Annotated in this window: 22 protein-coding genes; 4 read left to right on the plus strand and 18 right to left on the minus strand. The window is 46.3% G+C overall.

What is annotated here, in order from left to right; translation table 11 throughout:
* Positions 1 to 22: 22 nt before the first annotated feature.
* The 13 genes from glnA to MKY28_RS16985 all read right to left on the minus strand — a co-directional run bounded on the left by glnA (position 23) and on the right by MKY28_RS16985 (position 15903).
* Complete coding sequence (gene glnA, locus MKY28_RS16925; RefSeq protein WP_036669830.1) at positions 23 to 1447, minus strand: type I glutamate--ammonia ligase; 1425 nt, start codon at positions 1445 to 1447, stop codon at positions 23 to 25.
* Positions 1448 to 1861: 414 nt separating this feature from the next.
* Positions 1862 to 2926: a 3-deoxy-7-phosphoheptulonate synthase gene (aroF, locus tag MKY28_RS16930; RefSeq protein ID WP_036610039.1), complete on the minus strand. Its 1065-nt coding sequence runs from the start codon at positions 2924 to 2926 to the stop codon at positions 1862 to 1864.
* Positions 2927 to 3212: 286 nt separating this feature from the next.
* The gene (locus MKY28_RS16935) at positions 3213 to 4166 is read right to left on the minus strand and encodes a 4-hydroxy-3-methylbut-2-enyl diphosphate reductase (RefSeq protein ID WP_036669829.1); all 954 of its coding nucleotides are present in this window, start codon (positions 4164 to 4166) and stop codon (positions 3213 to 3215) included.
* Between the two features lie 67 nt (positions 4167 to 4233).
* On the minus strand, positions 4234 to 5694 hold the full coding sequence (locus tag MKY28_RS16940) for a sensor histidine kinase (protein ID WP_036610045.1): 1461 nt from the start codon (positions 5692 to 5694) through the stop codon (positions 4234 to 4236).
* Between the two features lies 1 nt (position 5695).
* Entirely contained in the window at positions 5696 to 6385 is a 690-nt protein-coding gene (locus tag MKY28_RS16945) for a response regulator transcription factor (RefSeq protein ID WP_036610048.1), read from the minus strand.
* Between the two features lie 175 nt (positions 6386 to 6560).
* Positions 6561 to 8225, minus strand: a complete 1665-nt coding sequence (locus MKY28_RS16950) for a S1C family serine protease (protein WP_340936443.1) — start codon at positions 8223 to 8225, stop codon at positions 6561 to 6563.
* A 147-nt stretch (positions 8226 to 8372) separates the two neighbouring features.
* The gene (locus tag MKY28_RS16955) at positions 8373 to 9035 is read right to left on the minus strand and encodes a response regulator (protein ID WP_017689597.1); all 663 of its coding nucleotides are present in this window, start codon (positions 9033 to 9035) and stop codon (positions 8373 to 8375) included.
* Positions 9036 to 9053: 18 nt separating this feature from the next.
* Complete coding sequence (locus MKY28_RS16960; protein WP_036669825.1) at positions 9054 to 10079, minus strand: HAMP domain-containing sensor histidine kinase; 1026 nt, start codon at positions 10077 to 10079, stop codon at positions 9054 to 9056.
* Between the two features lie 3 nt (positions 10080 to 10082).
* Positions 10083 to 11111, minus strand: a complete 1029-nt coding sequence (gene liaF / locus MKY28_RS16965; RefSeq protein ID WP_340936444.1) for a cell wall-active antibiotics response protein LiaF — start codon at positions 11109 to 11111, stop codon at positions 10083 to 10085.
* A gap of 199 nt (positions 11112 to 11310) precedes the next feature.
* The gene (locus MKY28_RS16970) at positions 11311 to 11526 is read right to left on the minus strand and encodes a hypothetical protein (protein WP_036610057.1); all 216 of its coding nucleotides are present in this window, start codon (positions 11524 to 11526) and stop codon (positions 11311 to 11313) included.
* Between the two features lie 111 nt (positions 11527 to 11637).
* Entirely contained in the window at positions 11638 to 12177 is a 540-nt protein-coding gene (locus MKY28_RS16975; RefSeq protein ID WP_435303343.1) for a 3D domain-containing protein, read from the minus strand.
* Between the two features lie 428 nt (positions 12178 to 12605).
* A complete protein-coding gene (gene thrS / locus MKY28_RS16980; RefSeq protein WP_036610058.1) occupies positions 12606 to 14543 on the minus strand; it encodes a threonine--tRNA ligase in 1938 nt (645 codons plus the stop codon).
* 415 nt (positions 14544 to 14958) lie between these two features.
* Complete coding sequence (locus tag MKY28_RS16985; RefSeq protein ID WP_124113713.1) at positions 14959 to 15903, minus strand: putative sporulation protein YtxC; 945 nt, start codon at positions 15901 to 15903, stop codon at positions 14959 to 14961.
* Between the two features lie 180 nt (positions 15904 to 16083).
* On the opposite strand from MKY28_RS16985, the gene MKY28_RS16990 reads away from it, so the two are divergent.
* The 4 genes from MKY28_RS16990 to MKY28_RS17005 all read left to right on the plus strand — a co-directional run bounded on the left by MKY28_RS16990 (position 16084) and on the right by MKY28_RS17005 (position 19539).
* Entirely contained in the window at positions 16084 to 16488 is a 405-nt protein-coding gene (locus MKY28_RS16990) for a hypothetical protein (RefSeq protein WP_051447154.1), read from the plus strand.
* Between the two features lie 294 nt (positions 16489 to 16782).
* The gene (locus MKY28_RS16995; RefSeq protein ID WP_036610059.1) at positions 16783 to 17277 is read left to right on the plus strand and encodes a cation:proton antiporter regulatory subunit; all 495 of its coding nucleotides are present in this window, start codon (positions 16783 to 16785) and stop codon (positions 17275 to 17277) included.
* A gap of 4 nt (positions 17278 to 17281) precedes the next feature.
* Entirely contained in the window at positions 17282 to 18520 is a 1239-nt protein-coding gene (locus MKY28_RS17000; RefSeq protein ID WP_340936446.1) for a cation:proton antiporter, read from the plus strand.
* A gap of 113 nt (positions 18521 to 18633) precedes the next feature.
* The gene (locus MKY28_RS17005) at positions 18634 to 19539 is read left to right on the plus strand and encodes a YitT family protein (protein ID WP_051447155.1); all 906 of its coding nucleotides are present in this window, start codon (positions 18634 to 18636) and stop codon (positions 19537 to 19539) included.
* A gap of 85 nt (positions 19540 to 19624) precedes the next feature.
* On the opposite strand, the gene MKY28_RS17010 is transcribed toward MKY28_RS17005, so the two are convergent.
* From MKY28_RS17010 to MKY28_RS17030, 5 genes are all read right to left on the minus strand, one after another.
* A complete protein-coding gene (locus MKY28_RS17010; RefSeq protein ID WP_340936447.1) occupies positions 19625 to 20638 on the minus strand; it encodes a zinc-binding alcohol dehydrogenase family protein in 1014 nt (337 codons plus the stop codon).
* Positions 20635 to 21612, minus strand: coding sequence for an aldo/keto reductase (locus MKY28_RS17015; RefSeq protein ID WP_340936448.1), 978 nt, complete (start codon positions 21610 to 21612; stop codon positions 20635 to 20637). The genes MKY28_RS17010 and MKY28_RS17015 overlap by 4 nt, the downstream gene beginning before the upstream one ends.
* 233 nt (positions 21613 to 21845) lie before the next feature.
* Positions 21846 to 22982 carry a cyclic dehypoxanthinyl futalosine synthase gene (mqnC, locus tag MKY28_RS17020; RefSeq protein ID WP_047844209.1) on the minus strand — a complete coding sequence of 379 codons (1137 nt, stop codon included), beginning with the start codon at positions 22980 to 22982 and terminating at the stop codon, positions 21846 to 21848.
* 229 nt (positions 22983 to 23211) lie between these two features.
* The gene (locus tag MKY28_RS17025; protein ID WP_340936449.1) at positions 23212 to 24384 is read right to left on the minus strand and encodes a trans-sulfuration enzyme family protein; all 1173 of its coding nucleotides are present in this window, start codon (positions 24382 to 24384) and stop codon (positions 23212 to 23214) included.
* The gene (locus MKY28_RS17030; protein ID WP_340026917.1) at positions 24381 to 25568 is read right to left on the minus strand and encodes a PLP-dependent transferase; all 1188 of its coding nucleotides are present in this window, start codon (positions 25566 to 25568) and stop codon (positions 24381 to 24383) included. Before MKY28_RS17030 ends, MKY28_RS17025 begins: the two co-directional genes overlap by 4 nt.
* Positions 25569 to 25579: the final 11 nt, after the last annotated feature.

Raw genomic sequence — 25579 nt, forward strand, 5'->3', positions numbered from 1 at the left:
GAACTGTTCCGACCCCGACCGATTAGCAGTCGAAGTAGAGGCTGTACTCGTGCGGATGAATGCGGATCGCTACTGCTTTCGCTTCATCACGTTTGAGGTTGATGTAGTTATCAAGGAAGTCTTTCGTGAATACGCCGCCTTCAGTCAAGAACTCGTTGTCAGCTGCCAGAGCATCAAGTGCTTCTTCCAGGGAAGCTGGCACACTGCGGATGTTTTCTTTATCTGCATCAGACAGGTCATAGATGTTTTTATCGAGAGGACCATATCCAAGCTCAGTTGGGTTGATTTTACGTTTGATTCCATCCAGACCCGCCATCAACATTGCGGAGAATGCCAAGTATGGGTTAGCTGTGGAGTCTGGTGTACGGAACTCGATACGACAACCTTTTGGTGTCACAGCTGCAACCGGAATACGAACTGCTGCGGAACGGTTACCTTTGGAGTAAACCAAGTTAACTGGTGCTTCGTAACCAGGTACGAGACGTTTGAACGAGTTCGTACTAGGGTTAGTCAAAGCGATCAGTGCCGGAGCATGGTACAGGATACCTCCGATGTAGTGCAGAGCCATTTCACTCAGGTTAGCATATCCCGCTTTGTCATAGAACAATGGGGAATCGCCATCAAAGATGGATTGGTGAACGTGCATTCCGCTACCATTATCACCGAACAATGGTTTTGGCATGAATGTTGCTACTTTGCCATATTGACGTGCAGTGTTGTGCACGATGTATTTGTATGCAAGCAGGTTATCTGCTGTTTTCTTCAGTGTATCAAAACGGAAGTTGATTTCGGCTTGACCCGCTGTCGCCACTTCATGGTGATGACGCTCGATTGACAGGCCAGCTTCTTCCAAAAGGCGACACATTTCGCTACGAATATCTTGTTGTGTATCCACTGGTGCTACTGGAACATATCCGCCTTTAGTACGAACTTTGAAGCCCAGGTTTCCGCCTTCTTCCTGACGGTTGGTATTCCAAGAAGCTTCTTCGGAATCTACGAAGTAGGAAGAGCTGTTCGTGCCGCTCTCATAACGAACATCGTCGAAGATGAAGAACTCGGATTCAGGTGCGAAGAATGCTGTTGTACCTACGCCGCTTTCTTGCAGGAAAGCTTCTGCTTTAACAGCGATGCTGCGTGGGTCACGCTCATAACGCTCGCCATCCGGAGTGAAGATATCACACATAACATTCAATGTAGGGTGTGCAGTGAACGGATCGACATAAGTCGCTTCAGGGTCTGGCATCATAACCATATCGGACTCTTCAATTCCGCGGAAACCTTGGATAGAAGAACCGTCAAAAGCTACTCCATTTACGAACGTGTCTGCATCAACAGCCGAAGCTGGCAACGAGATGTGATGTGCACGACCAGCTAAATCTACAAAACGAAAATCTACCCACTCGATGTTGTTCTCTTGAATTGATTTCAATACGTTTTCAACCGACATGTATTCGTCCTCCCAAATATTCCGAACATTAAACAACCCCACTAAGAAAATGTCTAAATTCGAATTTTTTTCTGTCGTCATTATAAATTTTAAAACATGACATCGTCAATACTTATGTAAGGTATTTTTTGAAGGGATGTTAGATATACTCACACTTTATAAATAACATAAATTCATATAACAACTAGTTTTATATACATTTAACTGGTTTAATGCGGTAAAGCGCCCTCTATTTTAACCTAAATCATGGGAAAAACTTCACATCATAAATGTTTCTTATCACTATTGATTAATAAATACGTTCAAAACTGCAAAATATGCAAAAAAACCGAACATCTATCTGATTCCGTTGCAATGAACGAGATCAGAGGAGATGCCCGGATGATGATCCAGACCTTGACTATGAAATTCTTATTACACGCCTACACGTGCCGGGAAAAATTCTGCCGGTTGTTTGGCTGTGCTGAATGATTTACCCACGATTGGTGCCAGTTTCTCCAGATCCTGCAGCAGGTTGGCGAATTGGTCAGGGAACAAGGATTGCACACCATCTCCTGTCATGGAGTTATCCGGATCGGTATGCATTTCAATGATCAGGCCATTGGCACCTGCAGCAACAGAAGCTTTTGTCATCGGTTCCACCAGTTCACGTCGTCCAGTACCATGGCTCGGATCGGAAATAACCGGCAAATGGCTCAGAGACTGCAGAACAGGGATCGCTGACAGATCCAACGTATTCCGTGTGTAGGATTCAAACGTACGAATACCACGTTCACACAGCATAACATTTGGGTTACCACCCGCAAGAATGTATTCAGCCGCATTCAACAATTCATCGTATGTCGCACTGAAACCACGTTTCAACAATACCGGCTTGCCACACTCACCCAATTTGCGGAGCAGGTCAAAGTTCTGCATGTTACGTGTACCTACTTGCAGAATATCTGCGTACTCGGCGCAAATATCCACATACTCAGGTGTCATGACTTCTGTAATGGTCAGCAGATCATGTTTCTTGCCTGCTTCCGCCATCATGATCAATCCTTCTACACCCGTTCCCTGGAAGCTGTAAGGACCCGTACGAGGCTTAAATGCTCCCCCACGTAACACTTGCCCACCAGCAGCTTTCACAAGCCCGGCAATCTCATCAATCTGTGCAGCGGATTCAACCGCACATGGTCCGCCCATGACAACAAGTTCTTTTCCGCCGATGTCTACACCTTTGATGGAGATCACCGTATCTTCCGGATGGAAGTCACGACTTGCCAATTTGTAGGACTTCGAGATTTTAACGACATTCTCGACACCTTTCATTTGGCGAAGATGCTCTTGCATTTTAGGTTCAACTTTACCAATCAAACCAATGATAGTACGATCCTCTCCGCGAGAGATATGCACCTGAAGCCCTTCTTTTTCAATAACTGCAACGATATCCTGAATCTGTTCCTCCGGTGTAGCTTTGCCTGCAATAACGATCATATTAATTCCCATCCTTCCTTGTATGAGAGCACAATAATTTCCTTAACGTGCGTCTGATTAAATATAAAAACTCTGTCGCGCTTAAACGCTTGTTCGCTTTTAAGCTTTTATCCGTTAAAGTGAATATACCATAGTTATCTGATTGCGTCAAGGTACACATTCCTTATCCATATACAAAAAAAGAATCCTGCTCCACAGGCTCCGACATTCGGATCTGCATAACAGGATTCTTCTCATTCACATCTCGTTTTTAATTCACATACATTTAGACTTACTTTTACATTTCCTAAGGTGTACGTGTTTTTTCTCTAACTGGAGGCAACAGTTTGCTCATGTTCACGGTACGTTTGATCTCCCACGTCTCCGGCTTGTCATGTTCATACTGTTCCAGGTAAAGGATGACTTCTTTCGTGATCGGTGTTGGTGTTGATGCACCCGAAGTAACCGCCACCTTATTTACACCTTTCAGCCATTCTTGCTGAATCTCGGAAACATCGGATACACGGTAGGCCGTAACACCCGCAATCTCCTCCGACACTTGTGCCAGACGGTTAGAGTTATTGCTGCGAGGATCACCCACCACGATAACCAGGTCCGATTGACCTGCCTGTTCCGCAACAGCTTCCTGACGAACCTGAGTTGCAAGGCAAATCTCATTATGAATCTCTGCGCCCGGAAACTTCTCCAGCAGACGGCTCATAATGTGTTTGATATCCCACTGGCTCATCGTTGTCTGATTTGTAATAAGGATTTTGCCTGGAGATACGTTCAGCTCTTCGATCTCTTCTTCCTTCTCGATCAGATGAACGAGATCTGGTGCAACACCAACGGCACCTTCTGGTTCAGGGTGATTCTTTTTGCCGATATAGATGATCTGATAACCTTCTGCCGTCTTCTCCCGAATGAGATCATGGGTCTTGGTGACATCAGGGCATGTTGCATCCACTGTTGTCAATCCTTTGTCCCGTGCCAACTTGCGCACTTCAGGAGATACACCGTGAGCTGTGAAAATAATCGTGCCACTCTCCACTTGGCTCAAAATATCCATCCGGTTCGGACCATCCAATGTAATAATACCTTCATCTTCAAAGGAATCCGTCACATGTTGGTTATGCACAATCATACCCAATATATAAATAGGTCGTGGTAAATCCAGATTGCGTGCCGCTTGACGCGCGAGCACCATCGCATCCACAACGCCGTAACAATATCCCCGCGGCGAAATTCGTAGTACTTCCACTTGGTTGCCACCCGCTTTCTTTCTCGGCAACGTTGCCGATGTAATTGCAGTCCTGTCTATTATACCTTTATTCGATAGGCGGAGCAAAGACAACCGGCAACCAGATAATAAAGGTGGTTCCTTCTCCACGTCTGGTCACAACCTCAACCGATCCGTGGTGTTCTTCAATAATCCACTTCGCAATCGAAAGTCCCAGACCGATGCCCGGTGTCGCCCCACGGGATTCATCCGCCCGATAGAAGCGATCAAAGATGAACGGCACTTCGTCCCGATCCATCCCAATACCAGTGTCACTGATGCGTAGTCCCACCTGACCTTTGTATAATACGGCATCCAGCGTCACAGAGCCTTCAGGTGTGTATTTAAACGCATTTTCGATGAAAATAAACAGCATCTGTTGCAGATAGTCCTTGCTACCATTCACATAAATGCCGTTCAGGATGGAAAAATCTCCTGGAAGCCAGTCTGCCTGACGATCCAGAAATTGTGCTCTGCGTGCTACTTCCTGTACGAGTATCTGCAGCGGGATCGGATTCAGTTCAATTTTCTGACCCGTATCCGCTCTCGCCAGCGATAACATGTCGCTGATCAGCCTGCTCATACGTTTTCCCTCGTCCGCCATATCTTCAATGGCTTCCAGCGACATTTGTTTGACAGTCTCCTCATCCAGATTCGGTCGGTCGCTTCCTTCCTGATCCCACAGCTTCTTCAAGAAGTCTACGTTCCCGCGAATGGTGGTCAGCGGCGTACGCAGTTCATGCGATGCATCGGATACAAAGCGGCGCTGGGCAGCATTCGTCTCCTCCAAACCACGGAATGACAATTCTGTACGTTCAAGCATATTATTCACAGTTTCAATCAGACGCCCGATCTCATCCTTCGGCCCAGCATATTGAATACGTACACTTAAGTCATCTCCAGATTGAATCTGATTGGCGGCATCAATGACAGTCACGAGCGGACGCATCGACTTGCGAGCCAAGACGAGACCTGAGGTAATAGCGAGGGCCATCGCTACCAGCCAGCCAAAAACCAAAATATTAAGCAACGCTTCCAGCAAGCGCTCTTGTGAACTTACATTCGCACCAACCTGAAGAATTCCACGTACTTCATTGGTTCCCTGAAGAGAAAGGGGAAGCTGATTCACCAGAAACGGTGTACCATCCACATATATCTTGGATATGCCTCGCTTTTCAAGAATTTCATTGGCTTTTAATACCGGAAACTGAATCTCCAGTTTTTTCATATTGCCGGAAATTATGCCTGAGCGACTCTGATAATCCCAGAGTTGAATGTAAATTTGTGCCTCCTGAAGCTGGCTCTCTGTAAATGGGTCCAGATCCAACGACTGCGAAAGAGGATTTACACCAATTTGATCCGTAATCCGGGCACTTTTCACCTTTAATTGCTGTTCGACTTCCTGATAGGAATTAAAATAAACAAAGGCATAGATGACAACGCCCCAAAAAATAAGCACGGCGGCCAGAATACCAGAATACCATGCGGTTAGTCTTAACCGAATGGACATGTCAGGAGTCACCTCTCAGAATATAACCGGCTCCCCGGATGGTCTGGATTAGACGTTTGCCACCGTATTCTTCAGTCTTCTGTCTGAGCATGGCAATGTATACTTCAAGCACGTTAGACTCACCGCTGTAATCATAACCCCAGATTTTATCCATAATCAGATCACGGGACAGTACCCGTCTTGGATTTTGCATGAACAGATTCAACAGTTCGAATTCTTTGGCAGTCAGCTCCAGACGCTGCCCATCTCGCAATACTTCACGTGAGTCATTGTCCAAAATGATATCTTCATACATTAAGCGGTTGTCCGGCGTACCCGCACTATCTGACTTGCGGCGTAGCAATGCACGGACACGTGCCAATAATTCTTCCAGCGCAAAAGGTTTTACAAGGTAGTCATCGGCTCCTGTGTCCAGTCCGGTCACCCGGCTCTGTACTTCATCCTTGGCCGTAAGCATCAGCACAGGCACTTTGCTGCCTGCTTCTCTCAATCTGCGACATACCTCAAATCCGTCAATCTGCGGCATCATCACATCCAGCACAACGATGTCCGGCTCCTTGTCCATCAGTTTGCTGAGGCCTTCGGCTCCATTGGAAGCCGTCTGTACCTCATATCCTTCAAAAGCCAGCCCCCGGCGGAGCATGGATACAATTTTTTCGTCATCATCCACAATCAAAATAGTTGAGCGCATGGTGGTCTTTCTCCTTTATCCTAACGTTTTATCCCATTGTAACAGGCAGAAGCACAATCTGCATCTTCAAGTAGGCGTCTCCAATCCGTCCTGGTCCATTGTAACCCTGCTTCATCAGGGCAAAAAAACGGAAGGGCCTTCAAACCCTTCCGTTGTGTTAATCCTTACCCGATATTTATGGTTGCTGCTGTTGTGTATCTGTTGTTTGTGAAGTATCAAAATCATTTTTGTTGCCGATTTTGATTTTCAAATCCATCTTTTTACCATCACGCACCACGTTCAGTGTAACTTCACTACCGATTTCCTGTTTCTTGATAAAATCAATCAGATCTTGACTTGTCGCGTACGGCGTACCATTGGCACCTGTGATGATGTCATATGCACGAAGATCTGCTTGGTAAGCCGGTGATTGGAAGATCGTGCTGGCTACAACTGAACCTTCGGTAACGTCTGTTCCCATTTGTTTAGCAACTTCAGGCGTGAGAGCCATCAGAGACGCACCGATAAAGGGTACTGGCTCTTTGGGAACTTCTTTGTTCTCTTTAAGATATTTAACGGCTTCAGAGATGACGCTCGACGGGATTGCAAAACCAATTCCCTGTGCATCTGCGCTTACTGCAACGTTCATTCCGATAACTTCCCCATTCAGGTTAAGCAACGGACCACCGGAGTTACCCGGATTAATCGAAGCATCTGTTTGCAACAAATGGCTGTACTCACGTGTTTTTCCTGTTTCTTCATCTGGAATGCTGATCGTACGTTCTTTGGCACTCAGTACACCTGCTGTAACCGTGTGTTCGAATCCTTCAGGATTACCAATAGCTACAAGCCATTCACCGACTTGAGTACTGTTGGAATCACCCAGTGGAGCTACAGGGAACGCATCGTCACCACTGTTTTTCTCAATTTTCAATACAGCCAAATCCAGATCAAAGCTGCTTCCCAGCAATTTAGCCTCATAAGGCTTGCTGTTGTTCTCCAGGGTTACCTGGATTACATCTGCACCCTGAACAACGTGTTGGTTCGTCAGGATATATCCTTCTTTGTCAAAAATGAACCCGGAACCAATGCCCATAGGCACAAGCTGATTACCGCTTTGTGGTTGCTGGCTTTGGCCTTGATTGCCTTCCGTTCCGCCCCCATTACCAAAGAAGTATTGGTACAGCGGATCACTTGTATTTGATCCACCCTGACCTAATCCTGTACGTGAGGACTGCTTCGCGAGTGTTTCGATTTTGACGACAGCCGGACTTGTACTTGTTACTACGGAAGACACATCTTCTTTGCCTGTTGGTAGTAATGACGCTGTCACATTGTTGCCTCCGCCTGTGTTTGTGGACGCTTCCTGTCCTGAACTTTGATTGTCCGTGTTCGTAAGTGCCGTCTCCGGTGTAAACATGTTTGTTCTGTCAGCTGTGTACATGAGAACGGTGATGACCAGCATACCGGCAATAAAGGAAAATAGAAGTGATCTTACGGAAGAACGTGGTTTGCGGTTATTATAGTTCCAGTTGCCTTTGCCGCCATTCCCTTGATCTCCACCGTTACCTGAGCCGTTTCCACCGCCTGCTGATGATCTTTTCGCTTGTTCAGATGATTCACTATTATAGTAAGTAGGTACGGGTCTCACCGGATCAGGTTTTGTAATCTCTACATTTCCTTCTTCACGTTGATTATTGCTTCCCATGTGATTTGCTGTATCTTCCTGATTCACGGACTGAAAAGGTCCATAAGAATAATAATAGGAGGATTCGTCCGTTCCGGAAGAATTGCGATTCTCCGTTTGTTTGGTTTCGTTTTCCTCGTCTTGACGGTTCGATCTATAGTTGCGTTCGTCCATGCCTCTCTACCTCCCAATCTCTTATTCCCAAGAGATATTCTTTAACTGTCCTTATTTTGTACTTTAAACCTTAACCGTACCTTAAAAACAATTAAAAAGGAGATAAAAGCACGTAAGAATAGACTCTTTCCCCGTCACGACAGCATTTTACCCTTTCGTTTTCACCCAACCCTGACGATGCGCATAGATGGCCAATTGTGTACGATCATCCATCTCACATTTCATCAGCAGGTTGCTCACATGTGTTTTGACGGTTTTGATACTGATATGTAATTCTTCTCCAATGTCTTTGTTGGTCTTTCCCTCTGCAATAAGCAGCAGCACTTCCTTCTCCCGTTCAGTCAGACCTGATTCACTCTCTCTCGCTGTACGTTGTCTGATTCCCCGGGTTAACGCCTGCGACACATCACCTGTCATAACAGGCATGCCTCTATAGGCCCCTTGCAGAGCATAGATCAGTTCTTCAGCAGAGACTGTCTTCAGTACATAACTTACCGCACCCGCTTCAATCGCTTGCACAACCAGATCATCCTCCAGGAAACTGGTAAGCATCACAATTTTCATCCCTGGAAATTCAGTCATGATGGCTTTTGTTGCTTCAGCGCCATTCATTACAGGCATCATCAGATCCATTAGAATCAGGTCCGGCATTTCACTATCATTTAACTTACGTAACTGATCAAGCGCATCTTGCCCGTGGCCCGCTTCTCCCATCACATGAAAAGTAGGTTCCAGCATCAGATATGTTTTCAACCCCATGCGCACCATATCATGGTCATCCACAATCATCACGTTTACTTTACCACTCATTGCGTCTCCCCCTCTGGTTCACTCAGGAACGTTCGGGAATTTCGGGATCAATACCCGTACCGTCGTTCCCGCTCCCGGTTTCGATATAATCTGAACTTGCCCCCCAAGCTTCTCCGCCCGTTCACGCATGGTAGATAACCCGTATGAACCCGGACGCTCCGCTTGCTGTAAAAATCCCTGACCATCATCGCTGATGCTCATGCTGATCTGATGTTCACTCTCCCGTATGGACAGACTAACCACTCCAGCCTCTGCATGCTTCACGACATTGGCAACAGCCTCCTGAATAACAAGAAACAGCTGGTGCTCAATGGCATCCGAGATTCCGCCATCCAGTTCCAGCTCTTTCACACCTTTAAGACCATTCTGCCTGCAATAATCAGGAAACCAACTATCCAGTGCTGCGGTGAGGTCACGCCCTTCCAGCTCCACCGGTCGAAGTTGGGCAATCAATCCTCGCATCTGACGCTGTGCAATATGTGACATCTGGATCAACTGGTCCAGTACTTTACCACCATGTTCCGGATTCATCTCCAGCAGTCGCGGTAAAGACGAAGCCGACATATGCATGGCAAACAGCTGCTGGCTAACCGTGTCATGGAGGTCCCTTGCCATTCGTTTGCGCTCTTCAAGCACAGCCCGCTCCGAGGCTTGCTCCTTCTCAATGACTTCCTGCTCACCGAGGCGCTGAAGCAGTCTCATCTTTTTCTCAATCGAATCCATCATGACATTGAACTCCTGATAGACACGACCAAACGAAGCGTCATCCGCTTCAGGCATGCGCACCGCCAGATTACCCTTGGACACTTTCAACATGTTGAGATCTAGCAGGTCGATCTTGCGTTGGAGTCGTAATGCAGCGATATATCCGGTGATAACGGTGGCCAGCACAACAACGGCAACATAGGTCCATGCCCTCTGACGACCAGCCCCCATCAACACCTCTCCATACAATAGATAGAATCCGCCCAGTGTAATCAGACCAGTTAGCGCAAAATACATCATCAGTTCCCATTTATTGGCCTTGAGAATTGTTCGAATCATGCATTAACCCACCTTATTCACTTTGACGTCTCCGATAAACACACTTACAATAATCCGTACTTTTTTGCTTGCTTCATGGTAATGGGCAGTTTCAGCCTGGGCACTACTCAGGAATCCGCCGCGTTTCTGATTCAACAGTGACATATCTCCAATGAAGGAATTTGTCGTCACCGTCACACCCAGATCCATATCTTCCGGAACAAATACTTTCACATCCCCAATAAATGAAGAAATGACAATCTTCGTCTCACCGTATGGAATCTGTGCTTTGGTCAAATCAATTACGGTATCTCCGATAAAAGCCGAGATGTTCATTGGTTTCAACGAGAACACTTCCTGCCCCATGTACAGATCACCGATGAACGCCGATTTATTAACGGTATTGCCACTGCCATAATCCCCATAACCATTTCCGTAGCCATCATCATAATGTTCTCCGTATCCGGTATCGTTAGAGTTATACGATTGATGTTTCTTCTTATATTGATGCCCTTGTGATGATGAATCCGTTGATCCTGTGAAATGAGGGCCATGTGCATCGTTCTTCTGTTCCTGTTTTGGTTTGCCAAATGTTTTCTCGAACTGTTCGTCAAACGATGACGGCATCTCCAGATCCTCTGGAGCCAACGGTTTATAAGGTTGCTCAGGTGCTGGAGATGGCTGCATCTTGTCATGATGTTTCCGATCACGACGTCGTGGCCCGATCAGTACGAACAATCCTCCTCCAATCAGCATAACCGGGATCAGATAACGAATGAACTCCCCCATGGAGTAATCAATCCATCCCAGATTACGGGCAAGAAAGTAACCACCAATCGCCAGTACAATTACCGGTCCTATAAAGGCGTAACCTCCGTTGCGACGAATCTCGGAGATTCCTTTGACCCCCCACCAGATTAGAAATAACGGCCAATATGTTCTGAAAATATATCCTACATCAATGTCATATCCCAATTGTCTGAACAAGATCATCGCACCAATAGCAATAAGAGGTATGCCAACCCACCAGCGGTCACGCGTCGATCGTTTCATCGCTCATGTCTCCTTTGTCTGTATTATGTATCCAGTGTAACTCAGACAAGACAATGAGAACAGCGGCGGCAGGTGGAATTCATCTCGGTCTCGAGACTGAGATCAGAGGATATTAATGTAAAAAAACTTCGCATATGCAAAACACCCCGGAGCTGCTGCTCCAGGGTGGTGAATCATCATTTGATTAATGAATCTTCAATTATTTTTTGTATTTTGATGCTTTGCCTTGACCTTGGCCAGTTTGGCCTGTGTTTTCTACACCGAACTCGGCATTGTATTTTTCATCAGGTGTTTGGAAATTATCTTGTACTTTGTTTTGAGCGGATTGCTTCACTTTTGCTGCTGCATTCTCTTCTCCAAACTCTGCATTGTACTTCTCGTTTGGCGTTTGGTACCCTTGTGATTTTTTAGCCACAACGAATCACCTCTCTCTTCATATTTACGATGCATTGCTGCACCGCGGGGTTCGTCCCAGTCAGTATTATGTGGAGAGAGCACTTCAGTTATTCATGTTCAACATGTGAAATTAAATGGCCTTGTCCAACCACGAATTCGGTACAGATTTGTACACGTCGATTGCATCGGCCAACTCGCTGAGCATCTTTTCTGTGCATTTCCCAGCGCCTTGCCTGATCACCTGTACCTCCACATCCTTTTTGCCCCACTCTTTGTACACTTGCTTGGTAGTCGGGAAATACAGATCGATTTTATTGCCTTTGATCGCTGAACCCGTATCTGCAACAATTCCGTAACCATAGCCTGGAATGTACAGAATGGAACCCATTGGGAACAATTTTGGATCAGCTGCAATCGTGGAAACTGTTTCTTTATCACGACGTACTTTGACACCGGAATACGTAATTCCGTATTGAGGATGTTTGGGTCCTTTTCCTGTAGACTCAACACCTGCCGTATATCCCGTTGCTGTAACCTTTTGTGTACCCAGGATTTGTTCTGAACGCGGAGCAAGCACAGGCATAGACGGATCTGCCACTTGTTTCTCTGGAAGCTCAGGTCTTGGAATGACCATTGGTTGTGGTGACCACAATAAAGCCATATACACCATGGTCGTCAACTGAGCCTCATCGCTGTATTGATGGCTAACCTGTTCCGGAAATTCTTGATCAGACTTGCTCGAAGTTTCAATAATTGGACCTTCACTGCCGCTGCTCTGACTCTCGACATGCAGTACTGTACTTTCCTCTTCAAATGTATAGGCATCCGCCTGATTCAGGTTAATCATCATCCCGGCGAACATCACACAGCCAACCAATAGACCCCGTATATGTTTCTTTTGAATTGAGAATTGCTTTTTCATTGTATAACCTCCCCCTCACTGCAAAGGTTTTCCAAAAAGCAATTAATCTATACTTTTTACTGCAAACACTACGAAAAAACGCCTGAATAACATAGGTCAATCCCATGTTATCCAGGCGTTATGCAGAGTGATCAGCGCAACTTATGCACTGGTTATCTGATAGATCATTTGTTCATTTATACCAAACGTGTAGCGATTTCTTCTTTCAATTGAGCGATAATTTCATCGACCGGTTTCATGCCCAGATCGCCTTCTCCACGCTTACGCACGGATACGGCTTCTGCATTACGCTCATTCTCACCAACAACAAACATATAAGGCATTTTCTCAAGCTGCGCCTCACGGATTTTATATCCAAGCTTCTCGTTCCGCAGATCGGCTTCAGCAGAGATTCCCGCACGTTTCAGCTTCGCTTCCACTTCACGCGCATAATCGTCGAAGTTTCCGGATACCGGGATCACTTTTGCCTGAACCGGAGACAACCACAGCGGGAAAGCTCCTGCAAAGTTCTCCAGCAAGAATGCTGTGAAACGTTCCATTGTACTAATTACACCGCGGTGAATAACGACCGGACGATGTTTCTGTCCGTCATCTCCTACATATTCAAGTTCAAAGCGCTCAGGCAACAGGAAGTCCAGTTGAACCGTAGACAATGTCTCTTCTTTGCCCAGAGCTGTTTTGATCTGAACATCCAGTTTTGGACCGTAGAACGCCGCTTCACCTTCTGCTTCATAGAAAGGAAGGTCAAGTTCTTCCACAACTTCACGCAGCATGCGTTGGGACATCTCCCACATCTCGTCGTTCTGGAAGTATTTCTCGGTATCCTGCGGATCACGATAGGACAGACGGAAACGGTATTCGTTAATACCGAAATCCTTGTAGACTGTTTGAATCAACTCGATAACCCGAGCGAACTCTTCTTTGATCTGATCCGGGCGTGCAAAAATGTGTGAGTCGTTCAGTGTCATTGCACGTACACGATGCAGACCTGTTAATGCCCCCGACATTTCATAACGGTGCATCATACCAAGCTCTGCAATACGGATTGGCAGATCACGGTAGCTGTGCATGCTAGACTTGTACACCATCATATGGTGAGGACAGTTCATTGGACGGAGAACAAGTTCCTCGTTATCCATTACCATTTTCGGGAACATATCTTCCTGGTAGTGCTCCCAGTGTCCAGATGTTTTGTACAATTCCACGTTACCCAGAACTGGTGTGTATACATGCTGGTATCCCAAGCTTTCTTCCAGATCCACAATATAACGCTCCAGAGTACGGCGCAGCTTCGCACCGTTAGGCAACCAGATTGGCAAGCCTTGACCGACCAGTTGGGAGAATGTGAACATTTCCAGCTCTTTACCCAACTTACGGTGATCCCGTTTTTTAGCTTCTTCGAGGAAGTGCAAATGCTCGTCCAGCTGTGCTTTTTTCACAAAAGCCGTACCATAGATACGTTGAAGCATTTTGTTTTTGCTATCTCCACGCCAGTAAGCACCCGCGACATTCATCAGTTTGAACACTTTGATTTTGCTAGTTGATGGTACGTGAGGGCCACGACACAAGTCGAAGAATTCACCTTGCTCATAAATCGTAATCACGCTGTCCGCTGGCAAATCACGAATCAACTCAAGTTTGTAAGGATCGCCCACTTCTTCGAACGTTTTGATCGCGTCCTCGCGGCTAACTTCCTTACGTACAATTGGCAAGTTCTCATTCACAATACGTTCCATTTCCTTCTCGATCTTTTGCAGATCTTCAGGATTGAGCGCATGTTCGAGGTCCATATCATAGTAGAAACCATCTTCAATGACAGGGCCGATACCGAGGCGTACCTCTTTGTTACCATATAAACGTTTCACTGCTTGAGCCATCAAGTGAGCTGTACTATGACGCATCACTTCAAGTCCTTCTGGTGAATCCAGAGTTACGATCTCCACCAATGCTCCTTCATGAAGTGTTGTGGACAAGTCCACCACGATACCATCCAGCTTGCCGGCTACGGCATTTTTGCGCAATCCGCTGCTAATTGAAGCGGCTACGTCCTCAATGCTACTGCCATCCGCGTACTCACGTACCGAACCATCCGGTAATTTAATGTTCACTGCCATTTGTCTCATTCCTCCTGTTAATGTAACCTTCGTGTCCAGATATTTATGGACTGATTATCTATTGCTATTCCAGTCATTTTGCAAAGGAACGCAAAAAACACCCGTCCCGGCAAAGGGACGAGTGATATATACTCGTGGTTCCACCCTAATTCAGCTGATTCATCCATATTCGGAAATACAGCCCTCATTGGCATGACGATAACGGGCATGACCCGGCAGATCCTTACTCGCGGATAATCCCCAATAAAGGCGATATTCTAACTCCACTTTCAAAATTGCAGCTACAAAGGGGTAAACCATACGTGATATCCGGAGGAAATTTCAGCCTAGGTTCCTCTCTCTGCACCGATCTTGCGTGTGGTTGTTGTCTTTGTCATCGCTTTTGGTTCAATGGTTCACATGAAAAATTCATGGATCAACAGTTATTATAATTGCCGAGATCACTTGCGTCAAGACCTGTCAACAATCCTGAGCGCAGCACTTCGCATTCCGGGCAATGATGACATATTTGCACTTTGTCTTCAAAGATCTGGCATATGGTTGAGATGATTGGCAGATCCGGGGTGCGTGTATGGAGCATGACCTTCTCAGGAGAGATCGAGATGAGTGTACTTACAATCATATCTTCAATATCCATCTCCAGTTCCAGACCCGGCATTTCCACAACGACCTGTTCATCCTTTTGCACGGGTAACAGATTAAGTCCAGCATCCAGGACCTGAAATTCATGCATTCCCTTGTGTACAAGATGAACCAGAGGTACTTTGGCTTCTTGAAAAAACACAAAATATTTCAACAGCCCCATAAACTCTTCATACTGCCGATCCATCCAGAACTCATCCAGCGCATACTCCACTAATTCCTGAAGCTCCTGCTTATATGGCCGTATGCGGAAGTTGATAATGCCTTCAAGGTGAAAAAAGTGAACATCCTCCAGGTCCTGCCGTAGTCCACTGGCTAACGTAGTACGACGGCGCTCTCGAAGTCCGGGCTGATCCAGATCACCATTTAATAGAAGTGGCATGCAGATTCGATTGACCTTTTCCACCTCATGCTCATCCATGACAGAACACGCCTTGGCGATCATATCCTCCACCATGCTCCGTTCTTGTGTCTCCATGATGAAGTCGGCGAGTCCAAGGGAGAGCAGATCACTGATCCGGGGAAGCCATTGCTGGAAGTCTTCGTGATTCTCATTCCCTCTGCACACCCAGGTTGCTCTTCCATCATTATGTTTGAAGGTGAGTCGAAATCCTCTTTTACTTATATGTAAACCTTTGGTTTTTTCCTTGACACAACGATAAAATTGATCCGCTTCCTCTTGCCCCGATACATCGGTCCATACAGCAAACAGTTCCACAAGAATCACTCCTTTCCTTCCTGTTCAAAGTATATGGCAAGGCCGAGGGGGATATACGAAGCGGATTGATGGAAAGCGTGTCATGATTTCTCAGTATATTATAAAGAGGTTTGGAGTTAAGACAAAAATGTGTTATTATTTTAATAACAGTATATTTCACGGGAAAGGAGGGAAGCCAAAATGAGACAACAACCTAGAATACTCCACTACACTATCATTATCATTTTGTGCGTTTTCCAAGCCTTGTGCTTCCCTATTCCGATGCAGTCCGAATCTGCCGTTGGGGTGTCTGTAGAAGCAACTTCCAACAAGGAAGTGCTGTTGCAAATACCCGAATCCCAGCAGAAACCTGTCATTCGCAAATATCCACAAGTTATGTCCAAGCTGATTGCGGTTACGCATAATAAGCCTGTCTTTCTTGTCCTCGCATTGTTATTGATGCTGCGAATCCCTACAACGGGTCTGTCCTTTAAACCGTGGTATTGTCTGTTTAAACGCAGATTATTTCTGCTACCTATTAAGTTTACCAGCATGTATGTATCCCTCACCCCTATAGCACCAAAATACGTGAACGCTCTTCACTAGCCGTTACGACGTATTTACAGGTTGCTTTTGCATGAAGACACCTCTGTAATTTAAGACGGTGCGCTTGTGCATAACTTATAACCCTTTTAGCACACGTTAGATAAACCCATGTTTATGACAGTACCTATTTTTGTTGTACCCACACCGACAAATTCAAATCATATGGCTGTGTCAGGAATTTCTGGCTCTGTTTACCCGCATCTTTTGATGTTCCCTTGAGCAGCAGATTAATCATTTTCGGGAAATAAGCCTGTCTTCTATGGCCAGCCCCTAATTATAAGGAGGCAACAATCCATGGATGTACGCGAAACAGACTTGCCGGGAATCGGCAAAAAATTTCAGATTGAAACAAGCAGCGGTGATAAAATTGTCATAATTATTCACGATGACGGTCGCCGGGAAATGTACCACTTCGAGTATGATGATCCCGATCAAAGCATCTCGATGATCACACTTGACGATTACGAAGCACGACAGATTGCTGCTATTGTTGGCGGATTAACTTACAAACCAAAACAGCTTGAAAATATTGAAGTAACGTTTGACGACCTGATTATCGAGTGGTACAAAATCGAACCATCCTTCGGAAGTATCGGTAAATCCATCGGTGAATTGGACGTACGTCAAAACTCTGGGGCAACGGTTATCGCCGTTGTAGAGAAAAATCACAAAAAACATATCAGCCCAGGTCCGGAGGTAGTTATCAGTGCAGAATCCACGGTGGTAGCCGTTGGCGAACGCAATCAGCAGAAACTGTTTAAATCCCTCCTCCTGACTGGAAGGGGGTAAATAGATGGATCATTTGATATTCGAAGTAGGTCTGGCCCTTGTGCTCATTGCAGCAGCCGGCCTTTTATCGGCAAAACTAAGATTTTCGGTCGTTCCATTTTATATTCTGATCGGGATGGCCGTTGGGCCACATGCCATGAAAATCTGGCATCTGGACTTCCGTTTTATTGAGAGTCAGCCTTTTATTGAATTTATGGGTCGGATCGGTATCCTGTTCCTTCTCTTCTACCTTGGACTTGAATTCTCGGTAGGTCGTTTAATTAAATCGGGTCGCTCTATTGCAGTTGGCGGATCGATCTACATCGGCATTAACTTTACGCTGGGATTAATATTCGGTTTTGTGTCCGGTTTCCCAGTTGCAGAAGCACTTATTATCGCAGGTATAACTACCATCTCTTCCAGTGCCATTGTGGCCAAGGTACTCGTTGATTTGAAACGAACGGCCAACCCGGAAACAGAAATGATATTGGGTATTATTATGTTCGAAGATGTATTCCTCGCTGTATATATCTCGATCTTGTCCGGACTTGTGCTTAGTGATTCATCCTCCATCGGAGGCGTCATCATGTCTGCACTTATTGCCCTCGGATTCATGCTTATCGTGATTATCCTTGGACGCAAAGCAACACCGCTACTAAACAAATTGCTTAAAATTCGATCGAATGAGCTATTCTCTCTCGTTGTATTTGGAGCCTTGTTCCTGGTAGCTGGTTTCTCTGAAACTATTCATGTTGCCGAAGCGATTGGTGCATTACTGGTTGGTCTGGTGCTTGCTGAAACAGAACACGCAAAACGGATTGAGCACTTGATTCTACCATTCCGTGACTTCTTCGGAGCAATCTTCTTCTTCAGCTTTGGATTGTCCATTGATCCGTTGTCCTTGGGTGGCGATGCCGTATGGTTAGCTATGATTGCAGTTGTTATTACATTGTTCGGTAACTTCCTGGCGGGTATGCTGGCCGGGCGCAGTGCAGGACTATCACCCAAAGCATCGGCGAATATTGGATTAACCATTGTGTCACGGGGTGAGTTTTCCATCATCTTGGCCAACATGGGTAAAGCCGGGGGACTGTTGCCAATGATTCAACCGTTTGCCGCGCTGTATGTCCTAATTCTGGCCATTCTGGGTCCTTTATTAACCAAAGAGTCCAAACATGTATTCCGTTTATTGGATAAAATATTCAAGTTCAAAGATCCTCGGAAAAAGAAAGAAGAACCAAAGGTTCTGCAGAAAGAAGGATAATCCCTATGTCTGTACAGAACAGACATACTAACGTACTTCGCGGCTCTTACGCCGATCTTTCTGTGACTAACCCAGGGAGAATGGCTCGAAAGCCGCACTAAGGAGGATGACCTATGAAAGCACCTCTGATATCGGCTAATCCGGTGCCAAACACCGCCAAGACCAGGATATCGTCTACCCGCCGCTGGTTAAACCTGTTTCTCGTTATTGCGGGCGGAATTCTGGCCTCCGTGGGACTCGAATTGTTCTTACACCCCAATAAGATTATTATTGGAGGCATTACAGGCATTTCCTCACTCTTCGCCCACTGGACCGAAATGAGGATTGGTTTGTTCCTATTTTTATTCAATGTGCCGTTTATATTTCTGTCTTACAAGATTGTGCAGAAGAAATTTGTACTGGTTACTGTTCTAGGTCTGGTTGTCTTTTCGATCGGTGCCATTGTGCTTCATCCCATGCCGCCACTTGTAGAGCATCCGCTGGCTGCTGCCATGTTTGGCGGATTATGCCTCGGACTCGGAATTGGACTCGTCGTGCGGTATGGCGGGACACTGGATACGCTGGAAATCGGTGATCCGTCTTCCCGCCCACCTGAACGTGTGTTTAGCGGAAAACGGATGCTTATCGAAAAAATAATCATGCTTCTTAACTTGTTGATACTGACAGCCGCTGGTGTTGTCTTTGGCTGGGACCAAGCGATGTATTCCGTAATCGCCTACCTTATTGCTTATGAAATGGTGTACATTGCGTTCAGGGGCTTCTCTTCCAAACGCAAAGTATGCATATTGACCACACAAAGCTCTCAAGTTGAAAAAGCTGTACGCAAACGGCTACGCCGTGAACCTGGAATTCTGGAAGCCACTTCTGACTCAACACAACTCGCGATGGCGGAAGGATGGATCAGGCAAATCCCGGGTGCACTTTATTATGAGGTACATGTGCTGGAGATGATCTGGTTGAAGTCCATTGTGCGTCACATTGATCCACATGCGGGTATTGTAACGAATCCGGAAAAATAAAAAAACGCTCTCTTCCCCTATGGATGGACAGTATTGTCCACCAAGGTCAGAGAGCGTTTTTTTCTGTTATTATAATTAATTGATATTATAGTTCAACGATAGCTTTGACTACATGTGAATCTGGCAAAAACCATTGGTCTATTGCCGTAGGTAACTCATCAAATTCCACTCGGTGTGTGATATACCCATCCATACTTAATTTCTTTTGACGCAAGGTCGACAGGACCTGTTCAAAATCTTCACGGGTTGCGTTTCGACTGCCCAGGATACTCATCTCCCGCTTGTGAAATTCGGGGTCATGAAAGGTAATATCCGCTTTCACCAGTCCAACAAAAATGAGTTGACCACTATGCGCCACATATTGAATGGCCTCATTCATTGAATTCACGTTACCTGTTGCATCGAAGACAGCTGTAGCATAGTCGCCTCCCGTAATTTCAGCCACTTGTTGTACAGTATGTTCATTGGCCTGTACTAGGTCATCCGCTCCAGCCCAAGTCCGGCTAAGCTCCAGCCTGTCCAGATTACGATCAACGGCAATAACACGCGCTCCAGCCTGTTTGGCGAATGCCATCACACCCAACCCAATGGGGCCAGCTCCAATCACAACCACATGCTCACCAGGTTTAATTCCTGCTCTTCTGACAGCATGGGCTCCAATGCTTAATGGCTCTACCATTGCCGTCTCATCCAGCGTCAAACCTTCTGCTGAGAGCAGATGTGAGACAGGCACGTTAATTTTTTCTCTCATGCCTCCGTCTACGTGCACACCCATGACTTGCATGGACGCACAACAATTGGTTTTTCCACTGCGACATGCAATACAGTGACCGCAGTGCAGATACGGAATAATACTTACCTGATCCCCAGGCTGTAACCCAGCTTCGTTCGGACCGATTTCTTCAATAACAGCCGCCAGTTCATGACCCAGAACACGAGGATAGGTGAAAAATGGCTGGTTGCCTTTGTACGCATGCAGATCCGTTCCACAGATCCCAATCCGCCGAATGGCAACCAACGCCTCTCCTTCTGCTCGTTCTGGTTGAGGCAGGTCCTGGAGCTTCAATTGATTTATTTCTTCACATACAATGGCTTTCATCGTTGTTCCCCCTTGGATGCTTCTGCTGACGTGTTGCTTGGCTTCGTATTATATTCAGGTCGTCCGCTTGACCACGTCTCGTTATGCAATGGAGCCAGAATGCGCAGCACTTCATCCAGCAGGCTCTGATCGATCGGTTCCTCTATCCAGGCTGCATTATTGAGGATATTGCGCTGGCTGGCACTGCTCACCAGTGTTGTCGGAATTCGTTCATTCGACGTGGAGAATTGCACGGCCAACTTGGCAATGTCACTGCCTTGTTCTGCACAGAAGCGGGCAGCCTTCAGGCAGAGCTCTTTCACCCGATTGTCTGCCGGATGCCAGGCAGGAGCCCCTCGGGTACTCAACAAGCCCATAGAAAGAGGCGAAGCATTGACGAGGCCAATTTCTTTTTTTTCCAACAGAGGCAATAACGATAATAATGAGGTATCATTCAATGAATAATGACAATACGAGATGATCGCATCCGCATCGATCTGTGGCAGAACCTTCTCGAACAACGTTAAGGGCAATCCACAAATGCCCGCATGTCGTATAACTCCCTGCTCTTTCAGACGTAGCAACGTTGGAAAGGCTTCTTCTACGATGATCTCTGCTGGCACAAATTCAATATCATGCAGGAACAGAATGTCGATATAGTCTGTATGCAGTCGATCCAGGCTCTCTTGCACGCTATCCAGAATCCGCTGACGTGAAAAATCAAACTCATTTTCCCCATACCGTCCGGATTTGGTTGATAACATATATGAACTGCGCGGCAAGCTGCGGATGGCTTCACCCAACACGGACTCCGCTTTTGTCAGCCCGTAGTAAGGCGAAACGTCTATGTAATTCATCCCCGCATCTACGGCCGCATGTATAGTGCGAATCCCTTCGTCCCGGTCAATGTTACGAAATACAGAACCGAGTGAGGATGCTCCAAAACTCAATACAGGTACGTCCAGTTCCGTCTTGCCAAGTATTCTTCTCTTCATCGGTTTAACCCCTTCCAGCGTGTCTGACTACACAAGTTCCCTTTCATTGTAACAGTTCAATTTCAATATAAAATATCGCCAATTGCGTAACATGTACTGTTTGATGACCTCGAACCACAGAAAGAAATCAAAAAGCCCGCCGTCTCTCCAAACGGAGTAGTCAGCGGGCTTGGCTTCATAAATACTTATCTAACGATCAAAGTTTATGGAGAGTAGTATTGAATTAATTAGAATTAGTTCTGCATTACGAAATCTTCATGTACGGCATTTTCTTCGTCGAACATGCGCACAATCTCGTATCGGGTGTTACGTTGTGCCGGGATATAACCGGACTCCCGAATCAAACGGAGAATGGATTCAATGTTAACTTTATATGTTGCACCAGCAGCAGATACAACGTTCTCTTCAATCATCGTGCTACCGAAGTCATTACAGCCAAATTCAAGCGACTTCTTACCGATCTCAGGACCCATCGTTACCCAAGAGGATTGAATGTTCTTGATATTATCAAGCACCAGGCGGCTGATGGCTACAGTCTTCAAGTACTCTTCTGGAGTCTGACGCTCCAGCTTGAGGTTTGTATTATCCGGCTGGAAAGTCCAAGGAATAAACGCCAGGAAACCTTCGGAGTCATACTTGTTCGCAATACATTCGTCCTGAGCTTCACGTACACGGAGCAAGTGTAATGCACGCTCTTCCATCGATTCACCAAGGCCGATAACCATCGTTGCCGTTGTGTTCATTCCGATGCGGTGTGCAGTTTGCATAACGTCCATCCAATCCCGCCATGAACCTTTCAAACGGCTGATCTTCCGACGTGTGCGGTCATCCAGAATTTCAGCGCCGCCGCCAGGCAAGGAATCCAGTCCAGCTTCGTGAATGGCACGAACAACTTCTTCCAATGTAAGGCCATCGGATACTTCAACCATTTTCATAATCTCCGCTGGGGAGAAAGAGTGCATCGTGATGTTCGGGAAACGCTCTTTGATGGCTTTCAACAGGTCTGTATAATAGCTGAAAGGCAAGTTTGGATTCGTTCCACCTTGCATCAAAATCTCGGTACCATTCACATCTTCCGTTTCCTGAATCTTCTGGAAAATAACTTCGTCCGGAAGCACATAACCTTCATCCGAACCAGGTCTGCGGTAGAAAGCACAAAAACGGCAGTACACATCACACACGTTTGTGTAGTTGACGTTACGCCCAATTACAAATGTTCTGTATGGTTCAGGGTGCATGCGTTTCATAATGACATTAGCAGCTGCCCCGATTTTGTCCACTTCATTCGATTCAAATAGCTCAATCGTGTCTTCCAAGTCCAAACGTTCGCCCCGAAGGGCTTTATCTAAGATACGGTCTACCGTACTCATCGTAAAAAAGCCTCCCTCATGAAGAGAAATTATATAACGATCCGTCCCAACTTGTTCAAGAGAAGCAAGTTCTGGTGGCAACATCGTATTTCTGTACTCCACATATCGTAACACAGGTTACATGTGAAAAAAAGCACCTTATGTACAGGTGCTTTAAAAATAAGTAAAAATTTTTACATATGGAAAAGAATTAGTTCGAACTTAAGTGATACGCATCGGCGTATTCGGGCTAGGATTCCTGAAGTGCTTGCTCCAAATCTACAATCAGATCTTCGATATCTTCCAGACCTACAGAGAAGCGCAGCAACCCATCTGTAATGCCACGGTCACGGCGAACCTCAGCCGGCATTGCCGCATGAGACATCATCGCTGGGTAGGACAGAATACTCTCCACAGCTCCCAAGCTTACAGCAACAATGGGGAGCTTCACCCGGTTAAGAACTGCTTTTGCACGATCACCTGAACCGACGTCAAATGAAACGACAGCTCCATATCCTGTGGATTGGCGCTCATGTGCCTCACGGCCCGGATGTTCCTCCAGTCCAGGATAAAAGACAGCGGTAATATCACTGCGCTCATTAAGCCATGCCGCCAGTTTGGCTGTGCTTCGTTCACTATGAGCCATGCGAGCCCCCAAGGTTTTCATCCCGCGCATCAGAAGCCAGGATTCTTGTGCCCCGAGTACAGTCCCGAGTCCATTTTGCAACTGTTTCAGTTGTACGCCAAGTGATTCCGTGCGAGCAACAGCTAACCCTGCGAGTACATCACTGTGACCTCCGAGAAACTTCGTAGCACTATGTACGACGATGTCCACACCAAGCTCAATTGGACGCTGATAGTACGGTGTCATAAAGGTGTTATCCAGAATCGTGATCAGGTCATGTTCCTTCGACCAGTCAGTTACGGCAGCGATATCCGTAATTCGTAGTGTAGGGTTGGACGGTGTTTCCATATAAACTGCCTTGGTGTTTGGCTTGAGTGCCGCTTTTACTTCATCTATATTGGTCATGTCTACAAAGGTTGTCTCGATCTGCATACGGCTTAATATGGAAGTAAGCAAACGATACGTACCTCCATATACGTCTTCCGTTACAATCATGTGATCCCCTGCGGAGAACATCATGAACACGCTGGATATCGCGGCCATTCCCGATGAATAGGCGAATCCTCGTGCACCGCCCTCCAGCAGTGTGATGTAATCTTCCAAAGCCTGACGTGTCGGATTACCCGAACGACTGTAATCATGTTGAGGCGGATTGAAGATATCAAAATGATGGAATGTTGATGCTTGGTAGATCGGTACACTGGACGCTCCAGTCGTTTTGTCAATCTCATCTCCAAAATGGAGCAATTTGGTATCAAATTTTAACTCGGATTTGGGCTTGTTGTTGGACTCACTCATGAGTGCACGCCTCCTTCCACTTCCTGTTGTGCAACTGTCAGAGCATTGCCGAGATCTGCAATCAGATCATCTGCATGTTCAATGCCTACGGAGAACCGGAGCAAACGGTCATCCACACCTACGGCTTCACGAATTTCAAGCGGAATATCCGCATGAGTCTGTACTGCGGGATAAGTCATGAGTGATTCAACTCCGCCGAGACTTTCGGCAAAAGCAATGAGTTGGATATGACGCAGCAACGGTTCAACATAACGTGCATCCTTCACTTTGAAAGAGAAGATACCTGTATTACCCGTGGATTGTTTGTTCTGTATCTCATACCCCGGGTGATCGGATAGACCTGGATGATACACTTCAACCACCGCTGGGTGCTCAAGCAAGTATTTGGCAATAGTAAGTGCATTGTGCTCATGACGCTCCATGCGAAGAGCCAGCGTTTTCATACCTTTCATCAACTGGTAGGAGTCACTTGGAGATAATACCGCTCCAATGGAATTATGCAGGAACGCCATCTCAGCAGATAATGCCTCACCCTTGGTAATAATTAGTCCGGCGAGCACATCATTATGTCCACCCAGATATTTGGTAGCGCTATGAATGATGATATCGGCACCCAGTTCAATCGGACGTTGGAAAAATGGAGTCAGCAACGTGTTGTCAACAATGGTCAACAGGTTGTAACTTTTCGCCCAGGAAGCGACAGCTTCCACATCTGTGATCATCATCAACGGATTGGTTGGTGTCTCAATAAATACAGCTTTGGTATTCGGCTGACGAACATTTTCCAGTGCTGCAATGTCATTTGTATCCACATAACTTGCGGTTACACCGAAACGGGACAAGATGCGTTCAAGCAGACGATAGGTTCCGCCGTATAGATCCAGCGATACAATCAGATGATCCCCTTGACCGAACATGGCAAAGATGGTTTGTAGCGCGGCCATACCTGAGCTACAGGCAAATCCTGCATCACCGGACTCCAGCGCTGCGGCCGCCTCTTCCAACACTTTGCGAGTTGGGTTGGTCGTACGAATATAATCAAACCCCGTGCTTTGTCCAAGCTTCGGGTGGCGAAACGCAGTGGATTGATAGATCGGAAAGTTAATGGCGCCTGTAACCGGTTCATTGATGGACCCAATTTGTGCTAAGCGGCTTTCGATTTTCAACTTGTTGTTGTCTTCCATTGCTGCATCCT

It is taken from the genome of Paenibacillus sp. FSL R5-0473, from assembly GCF_038004565.1.
GTDB lineage: Bacteria > Bacillota > Bacilli > Paenibacillales > Paenibacillaceae > Paenibacillus > Paenibacillus amylolyticus.

Bases quoted from the DNA above. Each gene is read 5' to 3' on its own strand.
- aroF (WP_036610039.1), bottom strand. From the start codon at position 2,926: ATGATCGTTATTGCAGGCAAAGCTACACCGGAGGAACAGATTCAGGAT.
- MKY28_RS17005 (WP_051447155.1), top strand. From the start codon at position 18,634: ATGAAAGCACCTCTGATATCGGCTAATCCGGTGCCAAACACCGCCAAG.
- MKY28_RS17000 (WP_340936446.1), top strand. From the start codon at position 17,282: ATGGATCATTTGATATTCGAAGTAGGTCTGGCCCTTGTGCTCATTGCA.
- MKY28_RS17025 (WP_340936449.1), bottom strand. From the start codon at position 24,384: ATGAGTGAGTCCAACAACAAGCCCAAATCCGAGTTAAAATTTGATACC.
- MKY28_RS16955 (WP_017689597.1), bottom strand. From the start codon at position 9,035: ATGAGTGGTAAAGTAAACGTGATGATTGTGGATGACCATGATATGGTG.
- MKY28_RS16960 (WP_036669825.1), bottom strand. From the start codon at position 10,079: ATGATTCGAACAATTCTCAAGGCCAATAAATGGGAACTGATGATGTAT.
- MKY28_RS16945 (WP_036610048.1), bottom strand. From the start codon at position 6,385: ATGCGCTCAACTATTTTGATTGTGGATGATGACGAAAAAATTGTATCC.
- MKY28_RS17030 (WP_340026917.1), bottom strand. From the start codon at position 25,568: ATGGAAGACAACAACAAGTTGAAAATCGAAAGCCGCTTAGCACAAATT.
- MKY28_RS16975 (WP_435303343.1), bottom strand. From the start codon at position 12,177: ATGGTGTATATGGCTTTATTGTGGTCACCACAACCAATGGTCATTCCA.
- glnA (WP_036669830.1), bottom strand. From the start codon at position 1,447: ATGTCGGTTGAAAACGTATTGAAATCAATTCAAGAGAACAACATCGAG.
- mqnC (WP_047844209.1), bottom strand. From the start codon at position 22,982: ATGAGTACGGTAGACCGTATCTTAGATAAAGCCCTTCGGGGCGAACGT.
- thrS (WP_036610058.1), bottom strand. From the start codon at position 14,543: ATGGCAGTGAACATTAAATTACCGGATGGTTCGGTACGTGAGTACGCG.
- liaF (WP_340936444.1), bottom strand. From the start codon at position 11,111: ATGAAACGATCGACGCGTGACCGCTGGTGGGTTGGCATACCTCTTATT.
- MKY28_RS16940 (WP_036610045.1), bottom strand. From the start codon at position 5,694: ATGTCCATTCGGTTAAGACTAACCGCATGGTATTCTGGTATTCTGGCC.
- MKY28_RS16950 (WP_340936443.1), bottom strand. From the start codon at position 8,225: ATGGACGAACGCAACTATAGATCGAACCGTCAAGACGAGGAAAACGAA.
- MKY28_RS17015 (WP_340936448.1), bottom strand. From the start codon at position 21,612: ATGAAGAGAAGAATACTTGGCAAGACGGAACTGGACGTACCTGTATTG.
- MKY28_RS16995 (WP_036610059.1), top strand. From the start codon at position 16,783: ATGGATGTACGCGAAACAGACTTGCCGGGAATCGGCAAAAAATTTCAG.
- MKY28_RS16990 (WP_051447154.1), top strand. From the start codon at position 16,084: ATGAGACAACAACCTAGAATACTCCACTACACTATCATTATCATTTTG.
- MKY28_RS17010 (WP_340936447.1), bottom strand. From the start codon at position 20,638: ATGAAAGCCATTGTATGTGAAGAAATAAATCAATTGAAGCTCCAGGAC.